The 14,198-nt window shown below is 56.6% G+C and carries 7 protein-coding genes; 4 read left to right on the top strand and 3 right to left on the bottom strand.

Annotated elements, in window-relative coordinates:
- Window positions 1-413 precede the first annotated feature (413 nt).
- Window positions 414-3,875 carry an aminotransferase class I/II-fold pyridoxal phosphate-dependent enzyme gene (locus NHH03_RS22935; RefSeq protein WP_390895615.1) on the bottom strand — a complete coding sequence of 1,154 codons (3,462 nt, stop codon included), beginning with the start codon at window positions 3,873-3,875 and terminating at the stop codon, window positions 414-416.
- 443 nt (window positions 3,876-4,318) lie between these two features.
- On the bottom strand, window positions 4,319-5,773 hold the full coding sequence (locus tag NHH03_RS22930) for a sulfatase (RefSeq protein ID WP_253160062.1): 1,455 nt from the start codon (window positions 5,771-5,773) through the stop codon (window positions 4,319-4,321).
- A gap of 232 nt (window positions 5,774-6,005) precedes the next feature.
- Here NHH03_RS22930 and NHH03_RS22925 point away from each other — a divergent pair, with 232 nt between their 5' ends.
- The 3 genes from NHH03_RS22925 to NHH03_RS22915 are packed head-to-tail and all read left to right on the top strand — an operon-like array spanning window position 6,006 to window position 10,262.
- Window positions 6,006-7,184 (top strand): FG-GAP repeat domain-containing protein, encoded by a 1,179-nt coding sequence (locus NHH03_RS22925; RefSeq protein WP_253160059.1) that lies wholly within the window; start codon window positions 6,006-6,008, stop codon window positions 7,182-7,184.
- Window positions 7,181-8,674 carry a glycerol kinase GlpK gene (glpK, locus tag NHH03_RS22920; RefSeq protein ID WP_253160057.1) on the top strand — a complete coding sequence of 498 codons (1,494 nt, stop codon included), beginning with the start codon at window positions 7,181-7,183 and terminating at the stop codon, window positions 8,672-8,674. The genes NHH03_RS22925 and glpK overlap by 4 nt, the downstream gene beginning before the upstream one ends.
- A 7-nt stretch (window positions 8,675-8,681) precedes the next feature.
- Window positions 8,682-10,262, top strand: coding sequence for a glycerol-3-phosphate dehydrogenase/oxidase (locus NHH03_RS22915; RefSeq protein ID WP_253160055.1), 1,581 nt, complete (start codon window positions 8,682-8,684; stop codon window positions 10,260-10,262).
- Window positions 10,263-10,609: 347 nt separating this feature from the next.
- Here NHH03_RS22915 and NHH03_RS22910 read toward each other — a convergent pair whose 3' ends face one another.
- Entirely contained in the window at window positions 10,610-11,473 is an 864-nt protein-coding gene (locus NHH03_RS22910) for a hypothetical protein (RefSeq protein WP_253160053.1), read from the bottom strand.
- 291 nt (window positions 11,474-11,764) lie between these two features.
- Between NHH03_RS22910 and NHH03_RS22905 the strand changes: the two genes are divergently transcribed.
- Window positions 11,765-14,155 carry an arylsulfatase gene (locus NHH03_RS22905; RefSeq protein WP_253160051.1) on the top strand — a complete coding sequence of 797 codons (2,391 nt, stop codon included), beginning with the start codon at window positions 11,765-11,767 and terminating at the stop codon, window positions 14,153-14,155.
- Window positions 14,156-14,198 lie beyond the last annotated feature (43 nt).

Here is a 14,198-nt window from a genome sequence, read left to right as displayed (position 1 = left end):
GACGGGGAATTGCTGGTGTGGAGGATTGATCCAACGAAGGAGCACCGGGGACAGACCTCAAGTGCGGGTGGCGTTTGGTGGCTCGCGGGCAAATTGGCTCTGTCCCCAGAAAATCCTCCCAGAAAATCCTGTCCCGAGGGGCTAAGGTGAAACGGGCATTCGAATCATCTGAGCCAAATCACGGTCTCACTTACGTCCGGATCTTGATAATGGCCATCTCGAAGGACCATTTGAATTTCACCTTTGAAACGTAATCTGGCCGTCTACGATTTGAGCCCTTCGCCGAGCTTCGCGCAGTCGGGACAGCTCAAGTCAATGCGTCCTTCGGATTCTGAGTGGCAGCCGACGGGGACAGAGATCGAGTGCGAAGGAATTCACGTTGGTGTAACACGTGGCGGAATCGTTCCCCGAAGTTACGCCGGCGTGGTGGCTGCGAATCCCAGTTCGGACATGTGATGCGCCGTTCGTTGAGCGGCAAACTGGATTTGTTTGGCGCTGTGCTCGCTGGTGATAAAGAACCGCAACCGGGCCGCTGTTTCGTCGACCGCGGGATACAGGATCGGCTGCACGTTGATGCCATCGGTCTTCAACCGATTGGACAATCGCAGCGCGACCATCGAGTTGCCGGTGATCACGGGGACCACTGGCGTGCCATCACTTGCTCCGGTATCCAATCCGGCATCGCGACACAGTTTCAGAAACAACTCGCTATTGTCGCGCAATTGTTGCACGCGATGCGGTTCTTGTTCCAGGGTTTCAATCGCAGCCAGCGCCGCGGCAACTTGGGCCGGGGGCATCCCGACACTGAACACAAAACCGGGTGCGGTGTAACGCAACAGTTCGATCAGGGCGTGGCTGCCGGCGATGTATCCGCCGCAGGAGGCCGCTGATTTGGACAGCGTGCCCATCCAGATGTCGACTTGCCGCGCGTCGATGTCATAGTGTTCGGCCATCCCACGTCCGGTTTCGCCCATGGTGCCAAAACTATGGGCTTCGTCGACCATCAACATCGCTTGGTGACGATCCTTGACCGCCACGAACTCGGGCAGATTGCTGTAATCGCCGTCCATGCTGTAGACGCCTTCGATGATGATCAGCACACGACGGTATTGCGAACGAAGCTCGCTGAGGGTGCGGTCCAGTGCGGCGTAATCATTGTGTGGAAACGGTCGCCGGCGTGCGCCGGATAACAGTGCGCCTTGAACGATGCTGTTGTGTGACAGCGCGTCGTGCAGGATCAAATCGCCTTCGCCGACCAGATGCCCAATGGTGGTTTCGTTGGTTGCGTGACCGCCGACCATCAAGATCGAATCGTCGACACCAATCCAGTCAGCGAGCTTCTTTTCGAGCTCGCCATGGATCGGTTTTTCACCCGACACCAGACGGCTGGCCGAGACGCTGGTGCCGTATTTTTTTACGGCCGCCGCTGCGGCATCCGAAACCGCCGGGTGACCGCTTAAACCCAAGTAGTTGTAACTGGCAAAACTGATCAATTCTTGGCCGCCGATCACGGTGGTGTCGGCAACGATGCCGTCGTGCACCGTGAAGTAGGGGTTCGGCACGCCGGTCATCCGCATCTGTTCCATCGTCGCCTTCAGTCGACGATATTCGGCGAATTGTTGAACACTGTTTTCCGGCGTCACACTGGCGGGCGCCACGACGGGTTGTGAGGCAGGTGAAACCATCACCGTTTGTGGCGGCAGGTCTGCGCTGCCGGCCAACATGGCTTCGGCACGGGCGTCGGCACCCGGCGGTAAATAGCGAGTCACCGCCAACGCCGTTTGGCCGATGGTTTCGATTTCGTCGAGCACCTGTTCGGGGAATCGACCGCCAAACGTGCGTTCCAAATTGCGCGCGATTTCCAAGCGTTCCAGACTGTCCAGCCCCAGGTCCAGCACGATGTTGGTATCGAGCGTCAGTTTTTGTGCCCGTTCACCGGCGACCGCACGGACGTGATGCTGGATGGCCGCGACCACCAACGAGTTGACTTCGGATTCGTCAATGACTTCGCCACGTCCGCCGGCCGATGCGGCTTGCATCATCGGCATTGATTCGCCAATGGTCAGTCCATTGCCGCCGGCAACTTCTTCCCAGCGAACCCATTTGGCGATCAACTTCAGTTCATTGTCGCGGACGGCATGCAAACAGGCATGTCGTTGGATCTTGCCGCTACTGGTTTTAGGGACACTGCTGTTGCGAACCAGGTACACCGCGTCGGGTGGCAAGTCGTGCTCGGCGGTCACCGCACGGCGAATCGCTTGGATTTGAGAATCCCAATCGACGTCGCGGACGCGGACCGTTTCGGCAACGATGGCAAGTTGTTCGCGACCATCATGTTCCATCGCAAAAGCACCGACCGCACCGGCCTGGACAATCGAACAGACGCGTTCGACCGTTTCTTCGATGTCTTGTGGATAGCGATTGACACCGCGGACGATGATCATGTCCTTCAGCCGACCCGACACGTACAGCTGTTCGTCGTACATGAATCCCAGGTCGCCGGTTCGCAAGAACGGGCCACGGCCGCAGTGGGTGACCGCTTGAAACGTCCGCTCGGTGGCTTCTTTTCGTTGATAGTATCCAGCGCCGACCGAGGGGCTATCGACCCAGATTTCGCCGATCGAATCATCGGGCAAGATCTCGCAGCTATCGGGGTCGACGATCAACACCGTTTCATTTGGCAGCACACGCCCACAGCCGACCAATTTTCGCGCCTTGTCGTCCTGATGATCGACCGCGACAACGGTCTTTTTGTCCAGCTCGAATCGATCAAACGAACGCATCACCGGGCGCGGGTCTTTCGGACCACCGGTCACAATCAGCGTCGTTTCCGCCATGCCATAGCAAGGCAGACTGGCCGACGAGCGAAAACCGTAAGGAGCAAATTTCTGCGAGAACGCTTCCAACGTTTTAGGGCGAATCGGTTCCGCACCATTAAATGCAATGTCCAGGGTTTTTAAATCCAACCCTTGCATCTCACGTTCGCCGATTTTGTCGACGCACAATTGATACGAAAAATTGGGACCACCGGTCACCGTCACGCCGTATTTGGTAATCGCCCGCAACCACCGCACGGGACGCTGCAAAAACGTCATCGGGCTCATCAGCACATTGGTACAGCCCAAGAACATCGGCATCAGGATTCCGCCGACCAAACCCATGTCGTGATAGGTCGGCAACCACGACAATCCGACCGTTTCTCGCTGCGGTTCGAACGCGTGCCAGATCAATTCGGCATTGGCCACCAAATTGCGCTGCGTCAACACAACTCCCTTGGGTGAACCGGTCGAACCGGAGGTGTATTGCAGAACTCCCAGCGTGTTGCCATCGATCGCCGGCATGCGGTAGCGATCAATGTCGCGGCAGACCGGATCATCGGTGCCCAGGATTTGGACACCCACAAGATCTTCGTGCCAGGTCTGACCGGTCAAACGGTCTGCAATCACACTGGTGGTCAACGCCCATTTCGCATCCGCGTCGACCACAATCGAGCGAATTCGCGACGCCTTGCGATTGGAGCGCGGTGGAAACGCCGGCACAGCAATCGCGCCGGCTGCATGGCAGGCGAAAAAGCCGACGATGAAATCCAGCCCGGGGGGATACAACAGCAGCACGCGGTCGCCAGGCCGAATTCGACACTTGCCTTGCAAGTAACCGGCCAGTCCACGCACTTCCTCCCACAACTGTTTGTAGGTCAAAGCGATATCGAGAGTCTCGACATCGGTGAAGCGAAAGGCCACTTCGTCAGGTCGATGTTGAACCCAGTGTTCAAGAATCGAGACGTAGTGGTCAGTCGGCGGGACGGCGTTGCCGAAAAATTGCTTGAAATCCACGAAGCGAACCAGCGCGAAAGAACATGTTGCCAATTGGTCCATGCATCCTGCGGACAATGATTCCCACTCCGTGGGATAAATCGACGATGAAAGATCGGTCGACCATCGGTATCGTCGGAACCAGTCAGCACCGTGGTCCAATCCAGTTGCCGGGATTGGGCAAACCGGGACGACTCGGATCCGAAGTTAACGGCTAAAGCGATCGTAACGCCGCCCACCAGGATAGTCTGATTGGGGCTCCCATTACGACGCCCCAAATGAACTAAATCGGCACCCAGTCGGGCCGGCTTGTTGGTTATCCGTCCGCGCGGCCGCAGCCATGCTGTTTCCCGTCCACGCTTTAACTTCCCCGGCGACCTGCTTTCATTGCGCTAAGTCATTCTGTGGAAACAGGTTGCATCGGTTGTTCCGTGGGACGCCGGTGCTCCCCAACCAGGTTTCTTCGGCACGAGACGGTGACTCCGTGGCGAGGGAAACGCTGTGGACTAACGTTTCGATTGGACTTGGCGATCGATTTCTTGGGTCGTTCGGCGGTTGCCAGCAGGGCTCTCGCCCGCCTGACTGATTCTCATCCGCAACTGCTTTTCCAGTTGCTGCTGGGTCGCGGCATAAGCTGGGTCTCCCGCCAGATTGTTCATCTCCGCCGGATCCTGGCGATGGTCGTACAGTTCGGCGCCGTCGCTGCCGTCCTTTCCCCATTGGGTGAAACGAAAGTCGGCGGTCCGCAGCGAGTAGCCATTTTCGAATTGGGTCAGCGCGGACTCTCGGACCACGTTGCTGCTGTCCTGAAGTGCTGGCACCAAACTGATGCCTGAGGTGGCGGCGGGTTTTGGCAGCCCAGCCAATTCGGACAGGGTCGGATAGAAATCAACCATCTCGGCCATGGTTTCGGCGACCTGCCCCGCTTGGACGCCTGGGCCGGCGATCACCAACGGAACATGCGTGGCATTTTCGAACAGCGTCGTTTTTTGATAGTGCCCGTGTTCGCCCATGTGGTAGCCGTGGTCCGAGGTGAACAAGACGATCGTGTTTTTGTCCAAACCCGTTTCCTGCAGTGCATCCAAAATCAGTCCCAGCTGCGCATCGGCAAAAGAGATTGATGCGTAGTAAGCTTGAATCGCTTGCTTGGCCACTTCCGGATCCAGATTCAATTGCTCCTTTTTTCGCGAAATGGATTTCGCTGCCGGCGCCGGCAGCGACTGCGGGTAATCCTTGGGGACCGTCGGCACGTTGATCTGATCCAAGGGATACATGTCAAAATATTTCTTTGGCGCGACATAGGGCGTGTGAGGCCGATAGAGTCCGACCGCCAAAAAAAAATTCTCGTCGTTGTCCGCATGATGTTTCAATTGCGCGACCGTCTCCGCCGCTGCAATGCCATCGGTTTGTTCGGCATCGGTTCCCTCGGCCGCCAACCAACTGAGTGTTCCCCCGTACTGTCCCGGTCGCAGCGTGATCACCTGGTCTTGATCAATCACGTCACGCCCACGAGGATTGATCGTTTTGTTCCAGGAATACGGATCATCGTGACCACCGGTGCCAATATGTAACGGCACGTTGTAGTGATAAATCTTGCCAATCCGTGTGGCAAAGTAGTCTGCGGCACGAAAATGCTGTGACATCGTGACGACGTTCGGTGCCCGCTCGCGGATGTGGATCGCGTTGCGATGAATCAACGTTTGGTCGGGATACCAACCGGCCATAAACGAGGCACGACTGGGGCCGCACAGCGGATATTGGCAATGCGCATTGGCGAATCGCACGCCACGATTGGCCAACGCATCGATGTTGGGTGTTTTGACTTGAGCGTGACCGTAACAGCCGATGTCGCAGTTTAAATCATCGCAAATCAGAAACAAAACGTTGGGGCGATCCGCCGCCCAGCAACTTGATGTGCGGTCGATGCCGCTGACGAGCATCAGCAACAGCAAAAAAAACATGGCGCGAATCGGAACGGTGATGCAGCAAAGATTCATCAGAGATTGGCCTGGGCAGGAGGGGTGCGGGGATCGATCAAGCGGTCGGGGGGAAGTCAAGCGGACATGATAACAACAGTCGCAGGTCCACTCGCCATGCATGGTGGTTGTAGGGAGTGTTATCATACTGGCCGCGAAAAACTTTTTCGATCGAATGCGTCCCCGTCGCTTGTTGTCAGAAAACAGGACATCTCAAATGTGGAAATCCGTGTGCCAGTTGGCCTTGGTGCTTGGTTTGGCTGTGCCCGTCACCGCCCAATCGGTTCCTGAATTCCAATGGAAGGCAACCCAAATCGACCAAATCGAAATCGGTTACGGAGTGCAGTTGGCCGACGTGGACGGCGACGGCAAAACCGACATCGTGCTGGCTGATCGTAAGACGTTTCAGTGGTACCAGAACCCGAGTTGGACCAAGCACGTTATCGCCAAAGATTTAACCGAGCGAGACAACGTGTGCATCACCGCACGCGACATCGATGGCGATGGGAAGTGCGAGATCGCTGTTGGTGGCCAATGGAACTACCGCGAAAGTGTCAAAGACGGCGCGGTGTTCTACCTGGAACCGCCAGCGGATCGAACGCAGTTGTGGAAACCGATCAAACTACACAACGAGCCGAGCACCCATCGGATGCATTGGGTACGCGTTCAAGACGACCAATTTCGATTGGTGGTCAAACCACTGCGGGGACGCGGCAGCATCGACGGCGACGGCCCAGGGTTAAAGATTCTGGCCTATGAAAAACCAGCCGACCCTTTGAAAGACGAGTGGACCTATGAAGTCGTCAGCGACACTCTGCATCTGTCACACAACTTCCACCGTGTGAATTGGGATGACGATCCCGAGGAAGAATTGATCGTCGCCGCCAAAGAAGGCGTTTGGTATTTCGATTTGACCGCGTCAGGATGGATCTCACGTCAATTGACCGATCAATTTGCCGGCGAAGTCCGCGACGGGCGATTGCCCAGTGGAAAACGCTTTCTCGCAACCGTGCAACCGAAACACGGCCAAGTCTGTGCGGTCTTCGTCGAACCCGAAAACCAGGCCGATCTGTGGACGGAGTTGACGGTTTTGAGTGATCAGCTGAAAGACGGACATGCACTTGCGGTCGCGGATTTTCTGGGCGTCGGGTCAGACCAGATCGTGGTCGGTTGGCGGGCGATGAATGAACCCGGCGTGCCGGGCATTCGGTTGTTTACTCCGCTGGATCCGGCCGCCAATCAATGGCGGGAAACGAAACTCTCCGGTGCGGAAATTGCGGTGGAAGATATCAAAGCCGGTGATGTCGACGGTGACGGAAGAATCGACATCGTCGCGGCCGCGCGACAAACCAAAAATTTGGTCCTGTTCCTCAATCAAACCCCCACATCACCATGACCTATATCCTTGGATTTGATCAAGGCACGACCAGTTCGCGCGCGATCGTTGTTGACCATGCCGGTGTCATCTGTGGCGTCGCACAACGTGAATTGACACAACACTATCCGCGACCAGGATGGGTTGAACACGATGCCAACGAGATTTGGCAGTCCCAATTGGAAGTCGGCCGCGAAGTCTTGGCCGAGTGCCATTTGACAGCCGCCGACATCGCCGGGATCGGTATCACCAACCAGCGTGAAACGACCTTGCTGTGGGATCGTTCCACCGGCCAGCCGATTGCGCCGGCGATCGTCTGGCAGGATCGACGCACAGCGGACTATTGTGATTCGTTGCATCGCAGCGGACACACCGAGATGGTGCAACAAAAAACCGGATTGGTGATCGATTCCTATTTTTGTGCCAGCAAATTGCGATGGTTGCTTGAAAACGTGTCGGGCGCACGCGCTCGCGCCGAACGTGGTGAATTGGCATTCGGGACGATCGAAAGTTGGCTGATCTGGAACTTGACCGGCGGTCGCAAGCATGTCACCGACGTTACGAACGCGTCACGCACGATGCTGTTGAGTATCGAGTCGTGCCAGTGGGATCGCGAACTACTGGATCTGTTCGAGATCCCTGAATCGGTTTTGCCGACAGTCGTTTCCTCGTGCGAGGTTTATGGGGAAACCGAATCTGAACTGTTTGGCCAACCGATCAAAATTGCCGGCGCAGCGGGCGATCAACAATCAGCTCTGTTCGGCCAAAATTGCACCCGCAATGGGATGGCAAAAAACACCTATGGAACAGGTTGCTTCATGTTGATGAATGTCGGCACGCAACCACTTGTTTCCAAGAGCAAGTTGTTGACCACCGTCGCAGCCAACGTCGGAGTCGGCCGTGAATACGCCCTGGAGGGCAGCGTGTTTATCGCCGGTGCGGTCGTCCAGTGGCTGCGCGACGGATTGGGGATCATCGAATCATCGTCCGAAATCGAAGCCCTCGCCCGTAGCGTGCCTGATAGCGATGGCGTCTACGTGGTTCCCGCATTGGCGGGATTGGGCGCACCGCATTGGGATTCCTACGCACGCGGCACGATCGTCGGTTTGACACGCGGTACCAATCGAGGCCACATCGCTCGGGCCACCTTGGAGGGCATCGCATTTCAAGTTGCCGACGTGTTCGACGCGATGAAACAGGACGCGGGAATTCCGATCCAAGAACTGCGTGTCGATGGCGGCGCGTCGGCTAACGATTTGTTGATGCAATTCCAAGCCGACATCATGAAAATTCCAGTCGTGCGTCCCAAAGTCATCGAGACGACCGCGATGGGCGCAGCCTACTTGGCCGGGTTGGCCGTCGGTTTTTGGCAAGACGTCAATGAGATCGAGGGGATCTGGGAAACCGAACGTGTGTTTGAACCGTCGATGCCGGACGATGAAGTCCAGGAGCGACGCGGACGCTGGAAAGAGGCGCTTGAGCGTTCGAAATCTTGGGAACAACCGCAGTAGGTTCAGCATGCAGACAAGACTCAATCGCGATGATTCGCTACAGCGACTGCGCGAGCGAACGCAGCCCTGGGATTTAATCGTCATCGGCGGCGGCGCGACCGGCGTCGGCACGGCAATGGACGCGGCCAACCGTGGATTGCAAGTGCTGCTGTTGGAACGTTTCGATTTCGGCAAAGGCACATCCAGTCGCAGCACCAAACTGGTTCATGGTGGCGTGCGGTATCTGAAACAAGGCAACATCACGTTGGTGCGTGATGCGTTGCGTGAGCGCACGCTGTTGAAGAACAACGCGCCGCACCTGGTGCACGACACCTCGTTTCTCATTCCCTGTGAAAACCTTTGGCAATGGTTGTTCTATGGGATCGGGTTGAAGTGCTATGACCTGTTGGCCGCAGGAAACAATTTTGGTCGGTCACGTTTGATCAGCAGCGCGACGATTCGATCGTTGGCGCCGGCAATGCAATGCGAGGGGCTGCGTGGGGCGGTTCTGTATCATGACGGACAATTCGACGACACGCGATTGTTGATCAATATGGCGCAAACGGCACACCAACAAGGCGCCTGTTTGCTGAACTACATGGCTGTCACGGGGCTTTCAAAAAATGATGCCGGTGATGTTGATGGCGTCTCGGCGATCGATGATGAATCGGGCCAGGTGTTTCAAATCAGGGGGAAATCGGTCGTCAACGCGGCAGGTCCGTTTTGTGACGACGTCCGCAAGTTCGACGATGTGAACTGTGAACCGATGGTGGCCGCCAGCCAAGGGATTCACTTGGTGTTTCCCAAAGAGTTCTTTCCAGGACAGACGGCCATGATTGTCCCCAAGACGTCCGATGGGCGAGTCATCTTTATCATCCCCTGGCGCGATCATGCGGTCGTCGGTACCACCGACACAGCCATCCCCCACGCCAGTTTTGAACCGTCGGCCCAGGAAGATGAAATTCAGTTTCTGTTGGACACCGCCGGCGATTACCTGACTCGCCCGCCAAAACGTAGCGATGTGTTAAGCGTGTTCACCGGAATTCGACCCTTGGTCAAAGGTGACCGATCCGCGCGGACCGCGTCGCTTTCTCGTGACCATGTCATCCGCATTTCCGATTCCAAATTGATCACGATCACCGGTGGCAAATGGACCACCGTTCGCAAGATGGCAGAAGATTGTGTGGACAATGTGATTCAAACGGCTGGCCTGACCGCGAAACCCTGTGGCACAAAGGGGCTGCGAATTTATGGTTGGTCCGAACCGCCAGAGCAACCGACGCCAAGGTCCTACTACGGTTCCGATCAATCTGAAATCGCACAACTGGAACAGCAATCGTCGCAGTTGGCCGCTCCGATTCACGAGCAACTTGATGTGCATGGATCGGACGTGGTGTGGGCCGTTCGCAATGAAATGGCGCGGACGGTGGAAGATGTGTTGGCCAGACGGACTCGGTCGTTGTTTTTAAATGCCAGGGCATCGTTGGAAGCAGCCCCCAAAGTCGCGGCGCTGATGGCGGCCGAACTGGGAACCGATTCCCAGTGGTGCGACGATCAACTGGCAGCGCTGGCCGAAACCGCCGCGCATTATTTGCCGCCACAAACTTGAATCTTTTTAGAGGGTTTCTGGTTGCGGAATTTTGGCTCTCTCTAACGATTGACGCACTTTTACGGTCGATAGGTAAACTTGCGAACAGATCTCTCCCCCGCTGCCGAACCATAGTCTACGTCCCCACCGCATGGCGGATACGCGTCAGCGAAGGATTTAGGGTGTGAACGGGATCCCTCGCTCACGCTTCGAGTTACTAAAAACCAATGCCCCTCGCAACAGCGCGGGCTTCAAAAGTTTCGCTTGGGGGTGAATTTCTAATCGCACACAGGGTGCATCCAACTTCCGTTGCGGTTAGAAATTCATCGGGCCTTTCGCGCCATTTGCGCGGAAGGTCCTTTTTCATTTTACGGTAGCAGCAGTGGCTGTAGATCGACACCATGCTGGGAACAATACGGTTGCTGGCCACTGGGGACACCGCTGTTGCGATAGTTGTCACGCAGGCTTTCCCAGACCAGTTCCCCGTCATGCCACAACCGCAGTGTCAAATGGGAGTGCCGCAGCGCAGTGAATTGCCACTGGGACGTAGCGTCGACCTGGCGCGCTTCGATCAGTAGCAATAGCTCTGGATCGGTTCCAGTGACGAAGGTAAACAGCGCGCCGTCGATTGATTCATCAGACTCACCTTGGTAACGAAACAGCGGTGTTGCCAACAGTCGCAACTCAAGTTCTTTGTCGCCGTTGGTTCCACCGCTGCGCGCGGTGAACTGACGCGCCAAACGCCGCATTTGGATCAACCGCTTGGCACGTGTCTCCGCCGGGGCGCCGGATTTGGCGATATCGGATCTTTGATCGCCGGCCACTGCCTCCGGCGTCCAAAACGAGCGACCAGCAAAGGACGCAATCAACGGATGCCCCGAGAACGTGTTCCATGCGTGGGCGACCCTCCGCTGTCCGTTAAAGTTGTAGGAGAACAACGATGCAAAGGCTTCCGGCCGACCGTCAACGGTCCAAACAAAACACTCACCGTGCGTGATGTCGGAACTGACGACCAGATTGGTCCATCGCATCAACGGTTTCGGATTCAATACCAGTGGCTTTCCATCATCGGCGCGCTGCAGTGAATAATCTTCCGCCCGCTGCAAGTAATACTGCGACCATTTTTCCAGCTGCGGTTTGCCCAATTGATCTTCGCTGCCATCCTGGGCACAGAGGGACGAAGCGGGAATCCAGAGCAACGCGATGGAAGCGGCTAAGACGAATGAACACACCGGGGGTCGCATCAATGTTTCTCCAGCATTTGATATTAAGTGGGGCAGCGTGCGCTCCGCGCGATGCAGAGCGGCAACGGGCCTGGTCTCTCGTTTTCATAGACATGCAGTCTACAATGAATTCAACGCGGTTGCATGTCCCTCGGTGGTCCCACCAGCTATCGCTGGCCTCGTATGAGGCCGGTTGCCCAAGCCGGGGATACGTTACCTTGTTACAGTCTTTGATAAGTCAACCCAGGCAAGCTACGATTCTCTTGTCCGCTCTCCTTCACTCCGTCTTGAGATTTCGCCATGTTCTGGTTCTTTCCGCTGCGATGCACAAAACGACAGCTTGGCGCGTGTTTCCTGTTGGCAGTGATGCCGGCGATCTCGATTGCTCAACAGGCTGCCAATGACGGATCGGTGCTTCCCTTTCCGCAGCAGGAAATGGAAAGCATCACCGAGCCGCGACTGCAAGATTCAAAGATGAAGTGGCCGGAGCCTCAGTCGCGATTGCCTGCTGATGCGCCAAACGTTTTGGTGGTGTTGATTGACGACGTGGGGTTTGGGGTCGCCGAGACCTTTGGCGGCGAAGTTCACACGCCGACGCTGACCAAGTTGGCCAATGAAGGCCTTCGTTACAACTGTTTTCACACGACCGCGATTTGTTCGCCGACGCGTGCCTCGCTGCTGACCGGGCGCAACCACACGCGAGTCAGTTCGGGCACGATTGCCGAGCGGGCGGTGGCGTTTGACGGCTACACTGGAGTGATTCCAAAATCTGCAGCGACCTTTGCCGAAGTGCTCAAACAGTATGGCTATCACACGTCGGCGTTTGGCAAATGGCACAACACGCCGGCCACCGAAACCACCGCCATCGGCCCCAAAGATCGCTGGCCGAACGGGTATGGATTCGAATACTTCTATGGCTTCTTGGCTGGCGAGACGTCGCAGTGGGAGCCACGATTGGTGCAGAATTACGACACGGTCGAACCCCCGCAGGACGAGAACTACCATTTGACCGAAGACCTGGTTGACCAAGCGCTCAATTGGTTGGATGATCGCCAGGCATTCGCTCCCGACAAGCCATTCTTGATGTACTGGGCGCCTGGCGCCGTGCATGGACCCCACCACATCTTTCCCGAGTGGGCCGACAAGTACAAAGGCAAATTCGATGACGGCTGGGACGCCTATCGCACGCGCGTTCACAAACGGCAACTGGACATGGGCATCATCCCGCCGGGCACCGAATTGACGCCGCGTGACGAAACGCTTGCGGCCTGGGAAGACGTCCCCGAGGACCAGCGAGCCTTCCAACGTCGCGGGATGGAGATCTTTGCCGGCTTCACCGAGCACACCGACACTCAAGTTGGACGTTTGGTTAGCGGTTTGGAACAGCGGGGACTGCGTGAGAACACGTTGATCTTTTACATCTGGGGTGACAACGGTTCGAGCGCCGAAGGCCAACAGGGTTCGATCAGCGAATTGCTGGCACAGAACAATATCCCCAACACGGTCGAACAACAGCTTTCGGCACTCGATAAAATCGGCGGCCTCGAGGCATTGGGAACCCCCAAGACCGACAACATGTATCACGCCGGTTGGGCCTGGGCAGGTAGCACCCCCTTCAAGGCCACCAAGTTGGTCGCCTCACATTTTGGCGGGACGCGAAATCCAATGGTTGTTTCTTGGCCGAAAACGATCAAGCCAGACAAAACGATTCGCAACCAGTTCCATCATGTCATCGACATCGCGCCGACGCTTTACGAGATTCTGGGAATCACACCGCCCCAAGTGGTCAACGGACAGCAACAAATCCAGATCGATGGCACCAGTTTGGCGTACACGTTCACAGACGGTGATGCCGGAACGAAAAAAGATGTCCAGTTCTTTGACAACAACGGCAGTCGCGCGATTTATAAAGACGGCTGGATCGCCTGTGCCTTTGGGCCTTTCATTCCCTGGAACACTCCGGCTTCGGTGCCGCGGGTCGCCCGATGGGATTCGGCGACCGACGAGTGGGAACTGTACCACGTCGACCAAGACTTTTCGGAAGCGAAAAACTTGGCGGACGACTACCCTGACAAACTTGCCGAACTCAAACAGGATTTCCTAGCACTGGCCGATGACAACCAGGACTTTCCGATCGGTGCCGGACTGTGGTTACGTTTGCACCCCGAAGACCGCATTCAGACGTCTTACCGCAGCTGGGATTTCAATTCCAACACCCGCCGCATGCCCGAGTTCACGGCGCCCGGAATTGGGCGGCAGAGCAATGTGGTGACGATCGACATCGACGTGCCCGCCAAAGCCAACGGCGTGTTGTATGCATTGGGCGGGGCCGGTGGCGGCATCACGCTGTATCTAAACGAGGGGCACCTGAATTACCTGTACAATATGTTCATCATCGAACAATACACCGCTCGCAGCGAACAACCCTTGGCTGCGGGCAAGCACACGATCAAGGTGGTGACCGAAATTGTCGGACCTGGAAAAGAAGGCACGGCCACGGTGTTTGTCGATGACCAACGGGTCGGCACCGCCACACTAAATCGAACGGTTGCCACTGCGTTTTCAGCCAGCGAAACATTCGATGTCGGCGTCGATCTCGGGTCGACCGTTTCACTCGGCTACTACGATCAGCGCCCGTTTGCATTCAACGGCAAAATCAACCGCTTCAATGTTTCCCTCTCGACTGAATAGTTCATCCGCCTAGCGGCCAACAGGATCGTGGGTGACACCGCCG

Origin of the sequence: Stieleria tagensis (genome assembly GCF_024129865.1) — a bacterium.
GTDB classification, from domain to species: domain Bacteria; phylum Planctomycetota; class Planctomycetia; order Pirellulales; family Pirellulaceae; genus Stieleria; species Stieleria tagensis.
Note: the sequence above shows the minus strand (reverse complement) of the source record. Positions and strands in the feature narration are given on the sequence as shown.

Coding starts and splice junctions, on each gene's coding strand:
- NHH03_RS22935 (WP_390895615.1), bottom strand. CDS start 3,875: ATGGACCAATTGGCAACATGTTCTTTCGCGCTGGTTCGCTTCGTGGAT.
- NHH03_RS22930 (WP_253160062.1), bottom strand. CDS start 5,773: ATGTTTTTTTTGCTGTTGCTGATGCTCGTCAGCGGCATCGACCGCACA.
- NHH03_RS22925 (WP_253160059.1), top strand. CDS start 6,006: ATGTGGAAATCCGTGTGCCAGTTGGCCTTGGTGCTTGGTTTGGCTGTG.
- glpK (WP_253160057.1), top strand. CDS start 7,181: ATGACCTATATCCTTGGATTTGATCAAGGCACGACCAGTTCGCGCGCG.
- NHH03_RS22915 (WP_253160055.1), top strand. CDS start 8,682: ATGCAGACAAGACTCAATCGCGATGATTCGCTACAGCGACTGCGCGAG.
- NHH03_RS22905 (WP_253160051.1), top strand. CDS start 11,765: ATGTTCTGGTTCTTTCCGCTGCGATGCACAAAACGACAGCTTGGCGCG.